The following is a 21580-nucleotide window of genomic DNA, read 5'->3' on the forward strand; positions in this document are numbered from 1 at the left end:
GTTATTCCGCAAAGTCCTTTTATTTATTGATTTTTTAAGAAGCTTCTTCTTTATCTACTTTATATTCTGTCTCCCAATAATCAGCGTTTTTAATGCCAAGCTTTTTCGAGTTAAAGACAGGATCAAGCCCTTGGCGTTTTTGTTCTTCATAATCCTTTAAAGCCAATAATGCAGGTTTTGCCAAAATCACGATGGCTATCATGTTGATCCACACCATAATACCTAAGCCTACATCACCTAGAGCCCAAGCCAATTCTGCAGTCTTCACTGCACCCCAGAATGAAGCGGCTAATATTACTACTTTTAAAAGAAACATTGCTACTTTACTATTTTTCCCACGGGCTAAGTAGGCAATATTCGTTTCAGCCATGTAATAATAAGCCATAATCGTCGTAAATGCGAAGAAAAATAGTGCTACGGCAACGAATCCTGCTCCAAAACCAGGTAGTACAGTGTCAACCGCAGCTTGTGTAAATCCTGGTCCAGCTTCTACACCTTTTAAATTTTCCGTAATAAATCCGCCATCTGGATTTGCTGTATTGTACATACCTGTAAATAGGATCATAAACGCGGTTGCCGAACAAACTAATAGAGTATCAATATAAACGGAGGCAGCTTGCACTAGACCTTGTTTTGCTGGATGTGAAACTTCAGCTGCTGCTGCTGCATGTGCTCCTGTACCTTGCCCAGCTTCATTTGAGTAAATTCCACGCTTTACTCCCCAAGAAATCGCCATACCGACAATTCCACCAAAAGCAGAATCAAGAGCGAAAGCGCTTTCGAAGATTAACTTGATAACACCAGGTAATTCCGAAAGATTCATAATAACAATAATTAAAGAAACTAATATATAGGCCAGTGCCATAAATGGCACAACATATTGGGCGACTGTCGCAATCCGTTTTACCCCACCAAAAATAATTAATCCCAATAATAGAACGATGATTAGTCCAGTAATAACAGGACTCATTCCAAATGCATTATTTAATCCTGAAGCAATTGAATTTGCTTGGATACCAGGCATTAATACGCTCATTGCTAGAAGAGCTGATACAGAAAAAAGGACTGCAAACCATTTGATTCCTATTCCTTTTTCAATATAATAGGCTGGACCACCTCGATATTGTCCATCTTGTTTCACTTTATAAATCTGCGCTAGAGTGGATTCGACAAATGCACTACTAGCACCAATAAACGCAATTGCCCACATCCAAAATACAGCTCCTGGCCCCCCCATTGCAATGGCAGTAGCAGTTCCCGCAATGTTGCCTGTCCCAACTCGACCGGAAAGAGCGATAGTTAAGGCTTGAAAGGATGAAACACCCGCTTTGGAGCTTTTGCCTTCAAACATTAATCTAACCATTTCTTTAATGTGTCTGACTTGTAGGAATCGAGTCATAATGGAAAAAATTAAACCTACACCTAGCAATGTGTAAATAACTGGTGCACTCCACAAAATGCCATTTAAAGAATTAACAAAACTCTCCAAACAAAATCCCCCTTTTCATTATCCGAATATTCCATACATTTTGAATTATAGATTAAATCATCCTATAGAACAATAACTTTTTCTTGAATTGTAGATTTACAATATCTTTGACAAACTATTAATTATAGTAGTAAAGAACCAACTTGATTGTTATCGAGTCCAACGACACGGTACAAAAGAAATAGATAATAATATAATAATTAATGGCTGTTTTCGCAGAACAAAGTTTACGAAAAGAGACATTAATAAAAGGAAGTACCGTAACGGCACTTCCTTGAATGTCATGATTTTTGAAAACGGATCCTCGGATCAACTACTGCATACATGACATCAGCAAGTAAGTTACAAAGGATAACACCGACCGACACCATCATGGTAGTACCCATGATGATTGGGTAATCGCGCATAAATACTGCCATAACACCAAGACGCCCTAAACCTGGCCAGCCGAATATATACTCAATAATAAAAGCGCCACCCAAAATCATTGGTAATTGCATGGCAATAACGGTAATGATGGGTAACAATGCATTACGAAGAGCATGTTTAGCAATGACTTTAAATTCAGATACCCCTTTTGCCCTTGCAGTCTGAATATAATCTTGATTGATTACCTCAAGCATACTAGACCGGATAAAGCGGGTATTACTAGCAATCATACCAAAAGCAAGTACACTAGCCGGCAGAATCAGATGTTCAATTCGATCAAAAAAATCAAAATGGTCGTAGACCACTCTCATCCCACTAACAGGAAGCCAACCTAAGTTTAAACTAAATACTATAATCCCAAGCAGGGCTACAAAAAAAGCAGGTGACGATATTCCGAGGTACGAGTTAAAGGAAAATAATAAATCCCAGAACGAATTTCGTTTAACAGCTGTATATACCCCAATCGGGATTGAGATAACTAATGAAAGAATGATAGCAGTTACTGTAAGCCAAAGTGTTGCTGGAATTCTTTCTACTATTTTATGGATTACAGGTTGACCATCCAGAAATGAATAACCAAAGTTCCCCTCTAAAACAACCCCTTTTAACCAGTTAAAATACTGGATATGAATCGGAACATCCAGGCCAAGTCTTTCTAATACTCGGTCTCTAATCAGTTGAGTAGCCAAATGAGTAGCCGCAGGATCTTCGAACATTGCCACAACATCACCAGGTGCAAGACTCATTAATAGATAGGAAATAATAGAAATAATAAATAACAATGGAACCGATTGAATAATTCGTCTGACTATAAATATTCTTAATGACATAGAATTCCCCCTACTTTTTTAACATAAAACAGATAGAATATCCCCTCAATTTGGGCAACTTACACATGTATTTTTATATATTTAACTATTTCTATATTTAGGACTTTTCTCCTGTTAATTACTCAATTATTTAGAAAATTGTTAACTTTTCTCCAAAAAGTGACACCATGACACAAATTGTTCAAGAACTTCACAAGTTTGTGTAATATCCAACATTTAATTCATTGTACTATTAGGAAAAGAAAAGCTTATTCTTGGAGGGGATTTTATGAAGAAGTTACTTTATATTACCGTTAATCCTAAATTAGACGTAGCCCTTTCAAAGGGACGACAAATCGGAAAAGTGTTCCTTGAAGCAATTCGCCAGGAACAACCCGACATTAACATTGATGAAATGGATTTATATACGATGGAAATTCCAGAAGTGGATATGGACCTTCTATATGCTCGTGCAAAGCTATCTTTTATGGGTTTTACTTTTGACCAGCTAACTGATATTGAAAGAGAAAAAATCTCCAAAATGCGTGCTCTTGCAGACAGATTTATCGATGCCGATTACTATGTTTTTGTCACTCCACTATGGAATCTTGGCTCTCCAGCCATATTAAAAGCATTCTTAGATAACTTGTTCATTACCGATAAAACATTTACTAACACAGAAAGTGGTCCAAAAGGACTTCTGACCAATCGTAAAGCGATTCACATCCAAACACGGGGCGGAATTTATTCAACAGGACCATTGGTCGAATTGGAAAATGGTGATCGTTTCTTAACCAATGCATTAAGATTCCTAGGTATGGAAGTTATGGAACCAGTAATCGCAGAAGGGATGGACCATTTCCCTAAGCAAGCAGCAGATATTATGGAAAAGGCAAAAGCAAAGGCAGTTGTCGCTGCACAAGCAATGATAAAAGATCCAGTTCGAATATAATAATAAAAAACAGGCTAGCCTCATGTACTTTGGGCAAGCCTGTTTATTTAGTTCTATGCAGTTATTACTTCCTTAATTTCATATAAATCCTTTAATAGCATTTTCTTGCTATCTTCAACAACAACTTCTTCAGCATAACGCAATGCTTTTTGAAAGATATCAAGCGCCATTTCATTTTGACCTAGAACCATATACGCTCTCGCCAAAGCCTCATAGCCATACCCTATATAAAAGGGAGGTATACTTGCTTCCAAACTTACTTCAATACATCGATCTGCGTAATACTGGGATTGCTCACCATTCCCCACAACAGCATACACTCTCGCTAATTGCCAGTAGCCTATAGAGAGATTCTGTGGAGTATGTTCCTCTACTTGTGTCCAATGCCAGAAAGATGTATGGGCAAGGTGGATCATTTGCTCCTCCTCAGCCTTAGTTCGCTCCTGCAAATCTAAGAAATCCCAAACTCTATTAAAGCATTGGCTTGCTATTTGCTTATGACTCTCGAGTGCTCCCATTACCTACTTCCCCCAACTTTAAAATTCTCATTATATAAAGCAACACTATAAGGATGTAACTCGGTTGTCATGACATGACCTTTAATAAGCCGTACTCTTTAAATAACAAAGTTGCCATTTCTAAAGATAGCTATTTCCTCGTTATTCATTGTTGTTCCTGTAATTGTAAGGTCTTCTGTGCCAAACATAAAGTCAACATGTGTCAAAGAGTCGTTCACACCGGCCGCCTCAAGCTCTTCCTTACTCATTTTGTCTCCATTTTTGATACATACAGGATATGCTTTACCTATGGCTAAATGGCAGGATGCGTTCTCGTCAAATAAAGTATTATAGAATAAAATATTTAAGTTAGAGATAGGTGAGTTATAAGGAACTAATGCTAACTCTCCTAAGTAACAAGACCCTTCATCGGTTTCAACAATATTCTTTAACGTCTCGTATCCCTTTTCAGCTTCGAAAGCCACCACTTTACCATCTTTAAATTCAAGCGAAAAATTTTCAATTAAACTTCCATTATGGTTTAAAGGCATGGAAGCAACAACTTTACCATTTACTCCTGTTTTTTTCGGTACAGTAAATAATTCTTCAGTTGGCATGTTGGCAACAAATTCTACTCCATCAGGGGAAAACTCTGAACCACCAAGCCAAATATTTCCTTCGGGCAACTCCACCTGCAAGTCTGTTCCTAAAGAGTTTTGAATATGTAATGACTTTACTGGGTTTTCATCAAAATATACTCTTCGCTTTTTCAAGTTCTGACAATGTTCTTTCCATGCTTCCACTGGATTTTCCTTATCTGCACGAACGGTTTGGAAAATAACTTCCCATAAGCGTTCAACAGCTTCTGTCTCGGAAGCTTCCGGGAAAACCTTTTTCGCCCACGCTTCTGTCGGAACTGAAACAACCACCCATCGATTTTGGTTGTTCATCCGTCGTTCTCGGTATTCTCTAATGGCTGTCCCCATTGCCTTGCTTGCCTTCTGGATACGACTTGAATCTACACCCTTCATCAATTCAGGATCTTCCGCATAAATACTAACGAAAGCGGCTCCTTCTCTAGCATATGACAAATAAAATTCCTTTTGCCATTCCGGAACCGTTTCTAAAGTCTCATCAGGTGCAGATACGTATTTTATTTTCGAAAGCTGTTCATCTTCCCATCTTACAACTACATCCTTCGCTCCCTCATCGTAAGCACATTGGGCAATAAGTCTTGTAAAGGATGCTACTTCAATTGGTGAAAAAATGACAAGCGTTTGGTCCTTTTGCAGATTTACTCCTGTTTTCACAATTAAGCGAGCATATTGCTCTAAATATTGGTTATTCATAATGACCTCCATCATTTCGTGGTATTTAATAAATTCATTATTATTAAGTAGTTTTCCTTCTTGCCTTAAAAAATAATAAAGTCAGTGGATTCTTTGGCTTTAACTATTCAAGGCATAGCTCGTTTTGTTTAACTGACTTTGATACAGGTCTGAGTAAAAGCCTTGTTTAGTAAGAAGTTCCTCATGGCTACCCATCTCTATAATCCTGCCATCTTTTAGAACGAGGATACAATCTGCTTTTTGGATTGTATTTAAACGATGCGCAATCACAAAGCTAGTTCTTCCGTTTAATAATCGTTGTAGTGCTTCTTGAATTTTCAATTCTGTTACCGTATCTATATTGCTCGTTGCTTCATCTAAAATAAGGATTTTGGGATTCGCCACGAGGGCACGTGCGATGGAAAGGAGCTGTTTCTGTCCTTGGCTAATGCCACTCCCATCCTGGGTTAGAACGGTTTCATATTGTTCCGGAAGCCTCATAATAAAAAAGTGAGCATTTGCTAATTTGGCCGCTTCTTCCACCTCATCATCACTTGCAGCTAGCCTTCCATATCGAATATTTTCCCTAATGGTCCCTTCGAACAAAAATGGATCTTGTAAAACAAACGCCATATGCTCACGAAGATTTTGACGTTTAATCGTAGAGATTGCTACACCGTCAATAAAAATCTCACCATCGACCGCTTCATAAAACCTAGATAAAAGGTTTAGAATTGTGGATTTTCCTGCCCCAGTAGGTCCAACTAAAGCGATGGTTTCGCCCTTTTTAGCAATAAAGTTAATATCATTAAGGGTATCTCCACCTTTTTCATAGGAAAAGGTGACATTTTCAAAACGCACCTCCCCTTTGACATCCTGAAGAATCGTAAATCCATCCCCTTCTTGCTCTTCGGTCTTTTCATCTAAAATTTCAAACACTCGCTCTGCCCCAGCCACCGCGGATAATAGGGTGTTAAATTGGTTTGCGAGGTCATTTAATGGACGGGTAAATTGTCTTGAATATTCTGCAAAGATAATCATCACACCAACGGAAATATAGCCATTTAGCGCTAATATACCACCAATTCCGGCGATAATGGTAAAGCTCATATTATTTAACAAGTTCATCAATTTCGGAATAAAACCAGAATAGGTTTGCGCCCAAAAACCAGAGCCTTTTAATCTTGTATTCTTAATTTGAAATTCATCAATAACCTTTTTCTCTTGGGAAAAGGCTTTAATAATTCGTTGTCCCGAAATTGTTTCTTCAATAAAGCCGTTTATATCTCCAATATTTTTCTGTTGTGCTTTAAAAAGCTCACTAGTTCGACTAGTTATCCATTTCATCCCTAGAAACATCATGGGTACTATGAGTAGGGTAATCAAGGTGAGAACAGGGCTAAGCCAAAGCATTACCGCTACCGTTCCAATCAGCATTAATAAGCTTGAAAAAATTTGAATGACAGAGCTATTTAAGGTAGAACTCACATTTTCAATATCATTCGTCATACGACTCATTAATTCACCGTGCTGTCGCTTATCAAAAAAACTAATCGGTAATTGGTGGAGATGGCGAAATAAACTGGAACGGAGCTTATAAACAGTTCGTTGTGATATTCCAATCATCCAATAGTTTTGTAACCATAGTGAAAGGGAATAAAAAATATAAACAGCCGCTAGCGAGACTAATAGGAACAATAAACCACTTTGCTTCTTGTCGACTATATACTCATCGACTGCTGTTCCAATTAGATATGGTCCTAGTAAACCTAACACTGAACTAAGCAAAACCAAGAATAGGACGGTAAAGAGTAATCCTTTTTCGTAGGATAATAGCATCCAAACTCTTTTTAAAGTTTGCGAGAAGTTTTTTGCTTTTGGCCGTTTTTTACCCGATTTACTTTCTGTCGACTTCTGACTGGAAACAATTTTTTCATACTGGAAGGGTTTAGCTAGTTCTTTAAGCATAGTGACTTTCCCCCTCTCCAAATTGAGATTGATAGATTTGCTGATAAAGACTGGATTGTTGTAAAAGCTCCTCATGAGTCCCTTTTGCTAGCAGCATCCCTTCATCCAATAGCAAAATTTGATCTGCTTCCTTCGCTGTACTTACTTTTTGCGTAATGATAAACGTTGTACATGTATATTTTTTTAAAGCAAGAAGCAAATTGGCTTCGGTTTTTAAGTCAAGTGCACTTGTACTATCATCTAGGATTAATATCTTTGGTTTTCGGATTAATGCTCTAGCAATAGAAAGACGTTGTTTCTGTCCACCTGAAAGATTGACTCCTTTTTGACCTATTCTTGTTAAATATTGATCATGTAATTTCATAATTGTCTCATGGATTTGAGCATCTTTTGTTGCTTCTAACATTTCTTCATTGGTTAAATCTTCTTTACCCCAAGATAAATTCTCCTTAATAGTTCCAGTAAATAGAAATCCTTCTTGTGGTACTAACCCAATTTGTCTGCGGATACTCTCTAGATCTAACGTTCGAATATTCTCATTATCTGCAAGGACTTCTCCCTTTTCTAGTTCATATAAGCGCAATATCAACTGCACTAAAGAGGTTTTACCAGAGCCAGTTGCACCCATAATCGCAATAGTTTCACCGGGTTTTGCGATTAATGATACGTTTTCCAATACAGGACGTGTGGTCCCTGGGTAACGGAAGGTGACATCTACAAATTCTATTTGGCCGTTTAAATTTTTTGCAGTAGTATCGGGATCATGATTTTCAAGATGGTCTTCCTCAACGGATAAGATTTCGCTAATACGTTCCGTCGAAGCTTTGGCACGGGAAAAAACCATTACGATCATGGACACAATAGAAAGTGCTTGAGAAACTCTTGTTCCATATTGAACGACAGCTACCACTTCTCCTACCTTAATATCCCCTCTATTTATGTCAATATTTCCGTACCAAAGGACTACAATAATGCTTAAATTCATGATGACCATTAGTGCCGGCATTGTAAATTCTATCAATCTTAGAGCTGACATTGTTTTTTCCATTAAAGCATCATTGGATTCGCTGAATCGCTTTTCCTCATGTTTACCTCGATAAAAAGCCTTAATAACTCTCATTCCAGAGAGGTTTTCTCGCATCACACCATTCACACGGTCAAGTTTCCCTTGGACAGACTTAAATAATACCCCTGCCTTCTTCATCGCCCAAACGAGTAAGACTATTAAAAAAGGAATGAGCACAACAAATATTAGCGCTAATTTAACATTGACCGTTAAGGCCATAGCTACTCCACCAATGACTAACAATGGAGCTCGCAGCATGATTCTTAAACTCATAAATACCGTATTTTGAATTTGTGTGACATCATTTGTCATTCGCGTTATTAATGAGGATGCTGGATAACGACTAAGATGGGCAAAGGAAAAGGATTGAACCTTCATAAATAGTTGACTTCTAACCTCATGCCCAAAACTTTGACTTGTATGAGCCGCAAAAAAGGAGTTCACGATTCCTGATGTAAAAGCAATTAATGAAATTCCCAGCATCACACCTCCCCAAATAAGGACAATAGAAAGATCTCGGTTCATAATCCCCTCATCAATAATTTTTGCCATGAGTAATGGCTGAACAAGTTCAACCATTAATTCAACTAACATTAAAAAGAGTGCAATATTAATATGAAGTCGATACGGTTTTAAATAAGAAAATACCTTTAACACTGTTCATCCACCTGACTTTTGAAAATTCTTTAGAAAAACGAAATATCGGAAGTTTATTTTTATATCATACATCTAATTGCCACTTTTTTAAATAGTTCGAATATTAACAAATAAAAAACTCCATCTTATTAATGGAGGGGAACTTAAACTATCTATCTTTATTACTTTCTAACTAATATTCCTTGATATAAATCAAGGCTATGTAATCCAGCTAAACCTATAATAAATCTATAAAACATATATTTGAGAGGGGTTCATTCCATGTTAAATGTTCAAAGAGAAGGAACAAAAGCAATCATTGATGCTAGAGAATTGATTAAACAGGGGATTCATCCGCGTGGAGAGATTATTGAATTTATTAAAGAAGCAGAATTAGGAACAATTATTGAAGTACACCTACCGCTACCTGGGCAACCATTAGTTGCAGCTATTGAACAACTAGGCTTAAACGCCGTAGTAAACGAAATCGCACCCGACCACTTCCGCATACTTATACTAAAGCATTAACGTATTGAGGGACAGTCCCCATTCCTACTAAAGCATAAACGCAGTAAAGCGCTAGGGGACAGTCCCCTAGCGCTTTACTGCGTTTATGCATGTATTATCCTGCTATTTCTTTCAGTTTTTCGATATCTAGTAGTCGGATACCTCTTCTGCCATCAAGTTCTAGGACTTGAATCGATTGGAGGTGTACGAGTTTACGACTAAGTGTTTCAGGGGTTGCTCCGATTAGTGATGCAAAGTCCTTCTTCGGAACAGGTAGCATAAAAAATTCTTTCTCGTTTTCTTTTTCAAAGAAAAGCAAAAGTGCCTTAGCTAATCTCCGTTCCACTTCAAGTAGACTTATTGTTCCAATCCATTCATCAGCCATTTGTAACAACTCACTAAGCGCCATCATAAAATTCATCGCCATACCTGGATTTCGCTCCAATATTAGCTTGAAATCATTCTTGTGTAGCAAGCAAACTGTTGTATCCTCTAATACCTCTGCATCGGCATAATGTTTTTTGTTCTCAAGTAATGAATACTGGCCAAAGAAATCACCTGGGAATAAAATACGAAGAATTTGTTCCTTTCCTTCGTCCGAGAACTTCGAAACTTTAATCGTTCCTTTATGAACAACAACTAAACAGTCGGATAAATCTCCTTCACGAAAAATATAGTCCCCTTTTGTGAATGTTCGACTTTTCACAACTTGCCCTAAATCATTGACCTCATCTTGATTCAAGCCCTTAAACACTGGGACCGAGCGAACACAAGAAACTGTTTTTTCATGTATTTCACAGCACATGCTAGTTCACCTCGTTTTATAATATTCTACTATTAGGATAGACTATTTGATTAGGGTCTACTGTGTTGCACATCACCTTTTATTAAATTTTCTTTAACTTGATGTGAATCAAGTTAAAGAAGATTGAAATTGATTATCATTAATATATAAAATAAATCATCATACTTTGGAGGTCATAAAAATGGAAAAAAAATCACTTCTAGAACACCAAGAATATTCTGAAGAAAAATTCACAAAACGTATCATCTTTAAAAAAGGGGATAGCACTGTATTTATCCTCAACTTTATGCCTGGACAATCGCTTCCTGCGCATAAACATCCTGGGACAGAGGTTTACCTCTTAGTATTAAACGGCAACGGTACTTTCACCATTGACGGTGTCGATACCGAAGTTACAGAGCGTGATATCATCCATACGTCAGCTGAGGAAGAATTGGCCTTCAAGAATACAGGAAATGAACCAGTTAGTCTTTATGTGATGCTTAATAAAATTCCTGATGAAAGATATGCACAAAATATCTAATCATCTCAAAGCTTCTAGATCCAACTCCATCAAAACAAAAACCTGAGCCCAGTTACATTCTGGACTCAGGTTTTTTAGTTTCATTACTTCATTTCACTAAAACTATAATAGAACTTTGCCGTTAACGACCCATCTGGATTTTCCTTAATATCCGTTACATGGATACCAGAATCTGCTGGAGTTGCACCATAACCTTTCCAGAAGTAATAAGAACCAGTATGGACATTGGAAGAGTTTGGCGTTATTTTAGAGCCCGACTTAAAGAAATCACCTGAATCCCCACGATTTCGATTCTTTTCTAAGTCATACTTTCCATCAGCTTGAAGCACGGATAATCCATAGTGGGTTACAACTGTTCCATTGCTAGCTGTTTGTGATTGATTATACTGGAAGCGTTTATTCATCCAGTTTTCAACATTATTTGGACGGAAGCCAGCTGTTTGATAAAGATTAATAATATTTTCATCTACATGCCAAGCAACTAATCCATGTGAATCTACACCCTGTCGGCTTAGACCCTTATTAAATCCATCTTGCTGAACATTTTCAAATAAGAAATACTCTGTTCCGTTTGAACCAGGAACCTCCATTTTAACAATTCCATTTTCTGAATTTGCGTTATTGATAGCAGGTAACGTAATTTTTTGAACACCATCTTCTGGAGTTACCACAATTGGATTCACCCACCCTAAGAATATCTTAGAGAATGGATCAAAATGAGTTGGTGAGTTACCGGAATACGCAGCATTATTTGGGTAACGCATCCAAGAACCACCTGCCATCATGGAGTAGTTTCCAACTCCTTCAGAAGAATAAACGGTGTCATAGAAATCTGGTAATCCTAAAGCATGCCCGAATTCATGCGCATAAACTCCGGTTTGTGCAGGGAATGGACCAGATTTTGACGCTTCATCATACCCGCCAGTAGCTGCATTAAATCCTGCAACGTTCCCACCGATACCTGGTTGAATGTTGTAGTTGTTTACGACCACTCCGTCATAGGTCATATCCTCAGCCACGGTTTTATTAATCCAAGCTCCTTGGCTCATTCCAGCATGTACATCCGCAGGCTTACCAGTTTCATAGTATTTACCATAGTACAATGCACTTAATAGACTCCACTTATGTGACCAGAATTGAGCAGGATCGCTACTGAATTCAGCCCCCGTCCCTTCGTGGATAACAAATATATTTGGAACCTCTCCATCCTCAGCATACTTAGAGAAATCAACCTGTTCATCTGCCGCTTTTAGCAAATCTCTAATAAATTCACCCGTATGCGCGTCTCCGTTAACATTCCCAAGAACATATTTACCGTTCTCTGCATATTTACCTTCTTGGTCTAAATAGTAGGAAGCGCCTTTTGGCATCTCTACCCAAACAAATTCAGTATTTTCTTTGCGGACTAGATTTATTTTGCCATTGCTAGACTCTTTATAGGCATTTTGCATCGTTGCATCTGTTGGAACATCTACACCATTGAATTTTGCATATTGTTTAAATTGCTCTAGTTCATACGGATTGTATTCATTACCGAATATTAAATCCTCATAATAATGTGCTGGAACCTGACCAGGCATATCACCTACAGGCTCATCACCCTCTTTATACTTCGCTAAAATAACTAATACCGGCACATCCCCAGTCGCTGCTTTATAAGCAGCGTGATTATCACCTGGCTTCTGGAACTTTGAACCATGGTTGGCTATTTTTTCAGCTGGATCGGCTTTTGATATATCAATTCCTAACTTCTTTGCATTCTCAGTTAATTCTGGAGCTGCCCCAACGAAATGAGCTAAACCTAAGTCATATGTACTGTTTTCATCAGAAGGCACTCCACTTGGTTGAAATCCAGCAAATGCAAGGCTTCCAGCTAAAACAAAAGATAAACCCGTCTTTGATAAAACTTTTAACAAAACCATCACCACTCCCACCTTTTTATATTTCAAATATATCAAAATTGTCAGACTATTAAATCTACACAATGTCCTATTTCTTCTCTAGTTCTTTTTCCCTTGTAAAAATAAAAAAAATCCCTCTTCTTTTGAAAGAGGGATTTTCCATTCAGCCTTTCCTTTGCACTAATTCGTTCATTCTAGCCTTTCGAATCACTTGATTAATAACTTCAGAAAATACTAGTCCAAATGCAATAGCTCCAGAAATCATAAAGGCTTTTGCTGCTAGTGCAACAGCAATATTATAGTCATTTTCAACAAAGTTTCTCATTGCATTATAGGCCATTCCTCCAGGTACTAAAGGAATAATACCCGAAACACTAAAAATAATGCTAGGAGTCCTATAATATTTAGCATAGAGTTGGCTCATAACTCCAATCGAAAAAGAAGCGACAAAGGTAGCCATCACCACGTCCAGCTTATAAAAAGCGAGCCAATAATAAATCATCCAACCAATCATACCAACTAATCCACATTTTAAAAGGGATTGCTTTGGGATATTAAAAATAATACCAAAAGCACCAGTTGCTATAAAACTCGTCACAATCTGCTCCCATGCCATCATCTCCAACATCCCTCCCTTAAAATAAGGATAATACAACCGCGATACCCGACCCAATAGCAAACGCAGTTAGAAATGCTTCTGCTCCTTTGGATAAGCCGGACACTAAATGACCTGCCATTAAATCACGGACTGCATTGGTAATTAACAAGCCAGGGACTAAAGGCATCACTGAGCCGATAATAATTTTATCAATCTCATTTCCAATCCCTAACCAGACAAATAATAATGACAATAAGCCAATCATCGTTGCTGATAAAAACTCAGCAAAAAACTTTATCTGGACAATTCGATGCAAATAGACGAAAAAAGTATAACCCAAACCACCAGTAAACAAGGCAGGAATAAAATCATTCCATCCTCCTTGAAACATAATTAAGAAACAGGCGCTTGAAATCGATGCGGCAGCTACTTGGATCCAAAGAGCGTACGATACGCTAACCCTCTCCATATCCTTTAAAAGCTTATGGGCTTCTGAAACAGTGAGCTCACCACTACTAATCCTTCTTGAAATACTATTAACCTGAGCTACCTTCGTTAAATCTGTTGTACGTTCCACTATCCGAATGAGTTTTGTCTTAGTCGGTTCAACAGCTTCAATTGAGAAAACGATTCCTGTAGGAGTCACATAACTATGTGATTGCTCCACTCCAAATGAAGCAGCAATACGCGTCATTGTATCTTCCACTCGATACGTTTCCCCCCCACTTTGAAGCATAAGCTTTCCAGCAAGCAGACAAACCTCCATGATTTCATAAGTTTCCACTAATTCAGTCTTCATTAATTTACCTCTTTAGAAACATTCATTATTTATCGCAAGCTTATATAAAAATAGCTAAAGAAGCAATACCTTATATGGATTCTGTCCATTCCGTTTGTTTTCGAGACTTTCTACTATATTTCTTGCTCCACGAGTAGGTGAGAAGTCCCAATACAATAACAACCTGGATAATTACAAAAACAGAATCTAAAAATTCTACACTATTAATTGGTGATTTTAACCCTGGAGTTACTTTTAATAAAGTATAGACGACTTGCGGAAAATAATAAAAGAAAAATAACAAAACAGTCATCAATAATCCAATGATATAAAAAACTGAAAACATATAGATTATTCTCTTTTCACCTTCAAAAACTGTCACTTCTTTTTTTCTATTAAAAATAAATCCTTTAGTATTTTCCATAAGATTATGGCAGCCTGTGACATTTTCAAGTACATAATATAAATCTGTTTTCAAATAAACACAGCATTGATAGATAAACCTAATAACAACATGAAAAACAATAAACGCCATTACACTAATAAAAATCTCTGGAGCTTCTGGAAAAAGTAATGGAGTGAGTAGAGCAACAAATAAAATAACTTGGTCAAAGCCCAAACCTGCAAGATACAATTGAATGCGATTCTTTGATGGCAACTTCCATCCCAGAGATAAATCTGTTTCTAGAACAAGCAAAAACAATCTGTGACCAACTTCTAGTTTAGTTGGGAGCCCGTGTGCCCTTATCGCCAGAATATGACCAAATTCATGAATTAGAATCAGAATTCCACCTAACACAAACCAAAGAATAATATTCTGGAACATGTAGTCAAAAACAAACACATCTTTGTATCTTGGGAAAAGCTGCGGTTTTAAAATGAAAAGTAAAATATTCAGTAAGAATAAAATACAATAACCAATTATAGCGGCCTTATTGAAGAATAGGTTAGCAAACTTCTGGGAGACCCAAGCTAATTTTTCTTTTTCCTTCTTTCTCAATCCCGTTCCTATCTTCTCACCATCAACTTCTTCAACCAATTCAAGTTCTAATAACTGCTCAACAAATTCTATGATATTAACATCTTCTTGGGGATATTCTGCCTTTAATTTCCGCTCAATGTCTTCCAATCCAAAGCCTTCAGATATTTTATGAATAGCAGCAACACAAATCTCGGGCATTTCATAAAATTCTTCTGTAGTCTGGTCCTCTATGATATAAAACTTTTTTTCTTTTCTAATTTCAAATGGATGCAATTTTATTTTAGAATGATAATTAATTTCCATTTAGTCACCACTTTTATGAAAATATAATTAGAAGATAAAGAAATAAAATAGAGGATGCAAACAATTGCATCCTCAGATAATATTTATTATCTTAACCCCATAAACACCACCAGCAGGTTAATTTCAACTTAGATAGCTTTCGGATTTTCATCTATTTTCACCCCTCCGAAAAAAATTCTTTCTAATATACATTCTACCATCTAAAATATTTTCGTCTACTGGAATTTACTGTGCGTTTTTGTCCATTTAGAGAACGACTTAATAAATACTTCTACAAGATCTGGATCAAATTGTGTACCCTTTCCTTCAATAATACGAGAGTACGCTTCTTCTATAGAAAGCGCAGACCTATAAGATCTAGAAGAAGTCATGGCATCAAAGGCATCTGCAATAGAAACTACTCTTGCTAATATAGGAATATCTTTCTCCTTTAATTGGTCTGGGTATCCATTTCCATCCCAACGCTCATGATGTGAGCGAATAACATTAATATGAGCTGATAACCCTTCCACATCTTTTACCGCTTCTGCCCCAACTGCAGGATGTGTCTTAATTATTTCGTATTCTTCATTTGTTAATTGAGTTGGCTTCATAAGTATTTGATCTGGAATATGGATTTTACCAATATCATGTAGTAAGCATGCATAATTAAAAGCTTTTAAATCTTCCTTTGAGAATAACCTTGTTTCTTTTGCGAGAACTTGTGCATATTCAGCAACTCTTTCACTATGACCTCTTGTATATGGGTCTTTAAGCTCTAACGTTGCGATTACACCTTTTACAATGCCTATAAGCTGTTGATCATACGAATTTTTAATTGCATCAACATGCCCTTTAAACCGATTAAGAAAGATAAATGAAATGAATGACACTACAAAAACAACAATAATCGCCGTCATTATTTGAGGGTTTTGAAGACCAATACCTAACAAAATATATCTTGCCATAGTTCCTAATGTGACAAACCAAAAGAACCTGCTGTTCACAAAAATTGGGGCAAATAATATAATAAACATTTCTGCAATATTGCCACTTTTGAAATCAATATCTTTACCCAAATAATAAATTAAATCACTGACCGTCGTTAGAAATAAATAGGTTGCTGAAATAATGTACTTGCTTAGGTACCCCTTATTATTTCTATTTAAATAATAAACTAAGGGCAATAAACCAATGATAATGACATAGATCACATAATAGAGATTATTTTGAAACCCTATTTTTTCATGAGTAAAATACAACGGCCTAATTAAATAATATAATAAGTCATATGATACCGAAATTAAATAAAACAAGGTAATAAACCAGGTTAATGTACGCTGTTCTTCATTTCTTAGCTCGGAGTCAATTCTTTGTTTATGCATGCTATACCTCATATTTATTAATAAAATTTTAATTCAATTCATAGGTAAATTAATTTCTACTACTGTTCCTTTGCCAACATTGCTTTTAAAATTTATCTTACCGTTATGTTTCTCAATAATATTAAAAGTTACTAATAATCCCAAACCATTACCATCTTCCTTAGTGGTAAAAAACGGCTGACCTATTTTTGGCAATTTTTCTTCCTCTATTCCCTGGCCTTCATCCTCAATTAAAATAGCTAACGTCTCGTTTTCTTTTATCTTAGATGAAATATTAATAACTCCTCCTGATGGCATGGACTCTATCGCATTTTTAATAAGGTTGATGAAAACTTGCTTAAGCTGGTTTTCATCACAATTTATTAAAGGAAGATGGCTAATATCCATATTGATAATCACATCATTTGATTGTGCAATTGGATTTAGAATTTTAGCAACATATTCAATAATTCCTTCAATGTTATTACTTACCATCACAGATAATTTAGGTTTACCTACATACATTAAATCATTAACAATTAAATTGATTCGCTCGATTTCATTTTCCATTATTTTGAAAAACTCTTTCTCATCTGGAAATTTTTCACGCTGAAGTTGAGTAAAGCCTTTTAATGAGGCTAAAGGATTTCTAATTTCATGACCAATAGAAGTAGCTAATTGGCCTACTAATGCTAGCTTTTCCTTCTGACGAAGATCCTCATTAACTTTTTCCATTGTCTTAATATAGGAAATAAATCTAGATAAAAACAAATAAGAAATTGCAGCTAATACTGTAAATATAACAAGTCCTAATAATAAATATGAATCTTGTAACACGAATCCGTATACGATATATTTAAATGCAATTGACCCATAAACAACCCAAAAGAATTTTTTACTCATAAATAAGGGCGTAAATAGAATAGCAAACATTTCAACGATATTCGCAGAATTAAATGGACCATCATTTCCAATGTACAGCATTAAATTACTTATTAAGTCTAATGAATTATAGACAATAAATATTAGGTATTTTGCTGCATAGGGATTTCCCCTTTTTAGTAAATAAATTGCAACTGGAAGCAAACCTAAAACAATTATATGCAACCAAATACCCATACTTCCTTTTGGGAACCCTGTTTCATAATTATCATTTACCATCGGCAACCCATAATAATAAAACAAGTCATATGATAAAAAAATTATATAAAATAACCATATAAAAAGCTTTGCTGCCTTAATTTCTTCAGTTACGAATTTGTTTAGTCTATTTTCAGCACTCATGTTAAACTCCCTTTATGATAGAAAATAAGGTCCATACCCTATGACATCACTTCCATTTTATACGAAAAATTTGTAGAATGTTGGTATTTTTTATCGAAATTTGTAGAATTTTTATTACAACAGTTTAATATTAACTTCTCATTGGGTATATTAGCAATATCTACCTATGGTTTATTTCCCTTTCAGTACTTTTCCACTACTTTTGGTGAGGAACTCTATATATGCTATAATGAACCAATCATACTAGAAAGATGTGAAGGTCTATTGCTTACTTTTGAAGAAAAAATTGCCATTATTGAATCATTCCCAGAATTACAACGAAAAAATGTGTCACTAGGTCGAGTGAATTACCACTTCGAAGAAAGTGCATCAGATAAAAAAAATGTTGTGTACCATTTACACCCAAAGGGAAATGGATTTGTATATGCTGAATATTTACAAGGATATGAAATTGACGATAAAGGGATGGTTAACATCCGTGACTTCTCGGCTGAGGAGCTTCGTTCTATCATTCAAAAGTCGATTCTCTCTCTTACACCAAAAAGCTCGGTAGAGGATGCCATTATAGGTGATAATAAGGAAGAAAAATGGATTGATGCCGAAAACAACTCCCTTATCCTTATAGAAGAAGATGAGATGTGGAATATATATTTTGGATTAAATTTAGATAATACGTTTAACTCGTATGAGGAAGCAACTGAATATTTACTTGAAGAAGGCTTTAAAAGGTTATAAACCTAGATAAAATACCTCGGAGACTCCGAGGTATTTTTATTTTTCACATGAAAGCCTAATAATGACTATTACAGTTTGTCCGCAGGAAAGACTAGCCCAACTTGTTTTCTTACCTCTTCAGTAATTTCTGCCGTTAGTTTCGAATGAAAAAATGAATTTATTTGTGACTCAGTCTTATTGGATTGTATGAGTTGAATAAATTCCTCCACTTCATAAAACATATGTGGGTGTTCCTGTACCTGGCTAATATCCTCCACTGTCCCATCCTTGTACCTAATTTCGATTTTATCCGGAGTAGAAATTTGATCAATTAGAATGCTTCCTTTTTCCCCTTGGATTTCAGAAGGAATAAAGGAATGATTGATTTTAGAATGCAATACGACTGCATCCATCTCTTCATATTGAAAAAGAATACTCCCTTCCCCATCTACGCCTGAATCTAGCATGACCCCTGTTGCCTTTACTGCCTTTGGCTTTCCAAATAATACAACCATTGGATAGATGCCATATACCCCAAGATCCATTATCGAGCCATTGGAAAAGGCAGGATTAAACGCATTTAAAATGTTCCCTTGTTTATAGGCGTCATAACGGGAAGAATATTGACAGTAGTTTGCAAAGTAGCGACGAACTTTGCCAATCTTATGTAAGTTTTCTTGAATACTTTTAAAATTAGGCGTTACCGTGGACTTCATTGCTTCCATAAGTAAAACTTTATGTTCTTGGGCTGCTTTTTGCATCGCCTCTACCTCTTTTGTGTTCGAAGCCATTGGTTTTTCGCATAGTACGTGTTTACCATTCGATAAAAACGTAATCGCTTGACTGGCATGTAACGAGTTTGGACTTGCAATATAAACGGCATCAATCTTATCGCTTTTTGCCATTTCCTCTAGGTTTGTATAGGAAACCTCTACTCCATACTTGGCTGCAAACTCATTCGCTGTCTCTTCTTTTCTTGAATAAACTGCACTTAAAGTAAATTCCTTTAAATTTTTTACAGACTCCAATAACTGTACAGTAATAAAATTTGTGCCAACAATACCGAAGCGAATCATTTTAACTACCCTCTTTGTTTAAAATTAAAGTTTAAAATTAAATAGCTGTATGGCAAAAATCCAAGCAAACTAGACTACCTTTAGATAAACTCTATTTTAACACACAAAAAAATCCAATCATAAGTATGATTGAATTTCCCCATTAAGCTATAGCACCTTACTTAAGAACGACTTTGTCCGATTGTGTTGTGGATTTTCAAATAGCTGCTTCGGTTCATTTTCTTCAACAATTACTCCGCCATCCATAAAAATAACTCGATCCCCTACTTCGCGAGCAAAGCCCATTTCATGAGTTACAACGATCATGGTCATTCCTTCTTTAGCAAGCTGCTTCATGACCTCAAGAACCTCTCCGACCATTTCAGGATCCAATGCCGAGGTTGGCTCGTCAAACAGCATAATCTTTGGCTCCATCGCGAGTGCCCTAGCAATCGCTACACGCTGTTTTTGTCCTCCAGATAAGGAGCTTGGATAAGCATTTGCTTTATCCTCTAAGCCTACCTTCTGTAATAATTGAAGTCCTTTTTCTTTTGAGCTTTGGACTGAAGATTTACGAACCTTTAGTGGTGCCAACATGATGTTATCTAAAACTGTCATGTGTGGAAATAAGTGAAAATGCTGGAATACCATCCCAACCTCTGTTCTTACTTCATTAATATTTGTTTTTTTATCGGCAACATCTTTTCCTTCAACAAAAATATGCCCATCTGTAATCGTCTCTAGTTGGTTAATGCAGCGAAGGAAGGTAGATTTTCCAGACCCTGAAGGACCAATAACTACTACAACCTCTTGCGGTTGGATGACAACATTGATATCCTTTAAAACTTCATGTTGACCAAATGATTTTTTCAATTTCTCTACTTTAATCATTCCGTTGTCAGCCTCCTTTCAAGACGGTTTAAGAAGTAAGTTAAGGTCACAGTCAAAACTAAATAAATGACAGCGGCAGTTAAATAAGGTTCCCAAACTCGGTAATATTGTCCTTTTGCAAGTCCAACATAGTACATTAATTCTGGAGCTGCCACAATCGAAATTAAAGATGAATCCTTTAGTAAGACGATGAATTCATTTCCTAGAGGTGGTATCATCCGTTTAAAAGCTTGAGGTAAAATAACATATCGCATCGCTTGAACATGATTCATTCCTAAAGAGCGTGCAGCTTCCATTTGTCCTTTATCTATCGATTGAATACCAGCTCGGAAGATTTCAGATATATACGCGGCTGCATTTAATGAAAGAGCCATAATCCCAGCCAAAATTGCATTTGTACCATCAACGAAAAATGTCACTACACCAAAGTGAATGATTAATATTTGGACGAGCAATGGTGTACCACGAAAAAAAGTAATATACACTTTAAATGGAAAGGCTAACCATTTATTTTTCATCATATTTCCTAGTCCTATAAATAATCCTAGGATCGTCCCAATAACAGTTCCTACTAGTGAAAGACCAATTGTCAGTAAGGTACCCTTTAAAAACAACGGTGCATATTCTACTATGATGTCAAACCGAAAATCCATGATGTCCCCCCTCAAATACCAAAATGGCGTAACGCATTTCAGAGTTACGCCATTTCACATTTTTCATAT

General features: G+C 36.3%; 20 protein-coding genes. 4 read left to right on the plus strand and 16 right to left on the minus strand.

What is annotated here, in order from left to right; all coding sequences use genetic code 11:
* Positions 1–34: 34 nt before the first annotated feature.
* Complete coding sequence (locus tag LRP83_RS04730) at positions 35–1489, minus strand: alanine/glycine:cation symporter family protein (protein ID WP_230495524.1); 1455 nt, start codon at positions 1487–1489, stop codon at positions 35–37.
* Between the two features lie 281 nt (positions 1490–1770).
* On the minus strand, positions 1771–2748 hold the full coding sequence (locus tag LRP83_RS04735) for an ABC transporter permease (protein ID WP_230495525.1): 978 nt from the start codon (positions 2746–2748) through the stop codon (positions 1771–1773).
* Between the two features lie 268 nt (positions 2749–3016).
* Here LRP83_RS04735 and LRP83_RS04740 point away from each other — a divergent pair, with 268 nt between their 5' ends.
* On the plus strand, positions 3017–3679 hold the full coding sequence (locus LRP83_RS04740) for an FMN-dependent NADH-azoreductase (protein WP_230495526.1): 663 nt from the start codon (positions 3017–3019) through the stop codon (positions 3677–3679).
* Positions 3680–3732: 53 nt separating this feature from the next.
* On the opposite strand, the gene LRP83_RS04745 is transcribed toward LRP83_RS04740, so the two are convergent.
* The 4 genes from LRP83_RS04745 to LRP83_RS04760 all read right to left on the minus strand — a co-directional run bounded on the left by LRP83_RS04745 (position 3733) and on the right by LRP83_RS04760 (position 9195).
* Complete coding sequence (locus tag LRP83_RS04745) at positions 3733–4197, minus strand: hypothetical protein (RefSeq protein ID WP_230495527.1); 465 nt, start codon at positions 4195–4197, stop codon at positions 3733–3735.
* 98 nt (positions 4198–4295) lie between these two features.
* Positions 4296–5525: an aminopeptidase gene (locus LRP83_RS04750; protein ID WP_230495528.1), complete on the minus strand. Its 1230-nt coding sequence runs from the start codon at positions 5523–5525 to the stop codon at positions 4296–4298.
* A gap of 99 nt (positions 5526–5624) precedes the next feature.
* Complete coding sequence (locus tag LRP83_RS04755) at positions 5625–7472, minus strand: ABC transporter ATP-binding protein (RefSeq protein WP_230495529.1); 1848 nt, start codon at positions 7470–7472, stop codon at positions 5625–5627.
* Complete coding sequence (locus LRP83_RS04760; protein ID WP_230495530.1) at positions 7465–9195, minus strand: ABC transporter ATP-binding protein; 1731 nt, start codon at positions 9193–9195, stop codon at positions 7465–7467. Before LRP83_RS04760 ends, LRP83_RS04755 begins: the two co-directional genes overlap by 8 nt.
* Before the next feature lie 261 nt (positions 9196–9456).
* On the opposite strand from LRP83_RS04760, the gene LRP83_RS04765 reads away from it, so the two are divergent.
* Positions 9457–9702: an amino acid decarboxylase gene (locus LRP83_RS04765; RefSeq protein ID WP_230495531.1), complete on the plus strand. Its 246-nt coding sequence runs from the start codon at positions 9457–9459 to the stop codon at positions 9700–9702.
* 94 nt (positions 9703–9796) lie between these two features.
* On the opposite strand, the gene LRP83_RS04770 is transcribed toward LRP83_RS04765, so the two are convergent.
* Positions 9797–10423 (minus strand): Crp/Fnr family transcriptional regulator, encoded by a 627-nt coding sequence (locus LRP83_RS04770; protein ID WP_230495532.1) that lies wholly within the window; start codon positions 10421–10423, stop codon positions 9797–9799.
* Between the two features lie 244 nt (positions 10424–10667).
* Between LRP83_RS04770 and LRP83_RS04775 the strand changes: the two genes are divergently transcribed.
* Entirely contained in the window at positions 10668–11009 is a 342-nt protein-coding gene (locus LRP83_RS04775) for a cupin domain-containing protein (RefSeq protein ID WP_230495533.1), read from the plus strand.
* Positions 11010–11092: 83 nt separating this feature from the next.
* Here the strand turns inward: LRP83_RS04775 and LRP83_RS04780 are convergent, their stop codons facing one another.
* The 6 genes from LRP83_RS04780 to LRP83_RS04805 all read right to left on the minus strand — a co-directional run bounded on the left by LRP83_RS04780 (position 11093) and on the right by LRP83_RS04805 (position 18198).
* The gene (locus LRP83_RS04780) at positions 11093–12931 is read right to left on the minus strand and encodes a M6 family metalloprotease domain-containing protein (RefSeq protein WP_230495534.1); all 1839 of its coding nucleotides are present in this window, start codon (positions 12929–12931) and stop codon (positions 11093–11095) included.
* Positions 12932–13073: 142 nt separating this feature from the next.
* Positions 13074–13529 carry a threonine/serine exporter family protein gene (locus LRP83_RS04785; RefSeq protein ID WP_230495535.1) on the minus strand — a complete coding sequence of 152 codons (456 nt, stop codon included), beginning with the start codon at positions 13527–13529 and terminating at the stop codon, positions 13074–13076.
* 16 nt (positions 13530–13545) lie between these two features.
* Positions 13546–14307, minus strand: a complete 762-nt coding sequence (locus LRP83_RS04790) for a threonine/serine exporter family protein (RefSeq protein ID WP_230495536.1) — start codon at positions 14305–14307, stop codon at positions 13546–13548.
* Positions 14308–14377: 70 nt separating this feature from the next.
* Complete coding sequence (locus LRP83_RS04795) at positions 14378–15571, minus strand: hypothetical protein (RefSeq protein WP_230495537.1); 1194 nt, start codon at positions 15569–15571, stop codon at positions 14378–14380.
* Positions 15572–15786: 215 nt separating this feature from the next.
* A complete protein-coding gene (locus tag LRP83_RS04800) occupies positions 15787–16935 on the minus strand; it encodes an HD-GYP domain-containing protein (RefSeq protein WP_230495538.1) in 1149 nt (382 codons plus the stop codon).
* A 33-nt stretch (positions 16936–16968) separates the two neighbouring features.
* Positions 16969–18198, minus strand: a complete 1230-nt coding sequence (locus LRP83_RS04805) for an ATP-binding protein (protein ID WP_230495539.1) — start codon at positions 18196–18198, stop codon at positions 16969–16971.
* A gap of 264 nt (positions 18199–18462) precedes the next feature.
* Here LRP83_RS04805 and LRP83_RS04810 point away from each other — a divergent pair, with 264 nt between their 5' ends.
* Positions 18463–18933, plus strand: a complete 471-nt coding sequence (locus LRP83_RS04810) for a hypothetical protein (RefSeq protein WP_230495572.1) — start codon at positions 18463–18465, stop codon at positions 18931–18933.
* A 68-nt stretch (positions 18934–19001) separates the two neighbouring features.
* Here LRP83_RS04810 and LRP83_RS04815 read toward each other — a convergent pair whose 3' ends face one another.
* The 3 genes from LRP83_RS04815 to LRP83_RS04825 form a co-directional block, all read right to left on the minus strand.
* Complete coding sequence (locus LRP83_RS04815; protein WP_230495540.1) at positions 19002–19988, minus strand: Gfo/Idh/MocA family protein; 987 nt, start codon at positions 19986–19988, stop codon at positions 19002–19004.
* Positions 19989–20135: 147 nt separating this feature from the next.
* Entirely contained in the window at positions 20136–20858 is a 723-nt protein-coding gene (locus tag LRP83_RS04820; protein WP_230495541.1) for an amino acid ABC transporter ATP-binding protein, read from the minus strand.
* A complete protein-coding gene (locus LRP83_RS04825; RefSeq protein ID WP_230495542.1) occupies positions 20855–21511 on the minus strand; it encodes an amino acid ABC transporter permease in 657 nt (218 codons plus the stop codon). The genes LRP83_RS04820 and LRP83_RS04825 overlap by 4 nt, the downstream gene beginning before the upstream one ends.
* Positions 21512–21580: the final 69 nt, after the last annotated feature.

It is taken from the genome of Pseudoneobacillus rhizosphaerae, from assembly GCF_917563885.1.
Classification (GTDB): Bacteria; Bacillota; Bacilli; order Bacillales; family Cytobacillaceae; genus Pseudoneobacillus; species Pseudoneobacillus rhizosphaerae.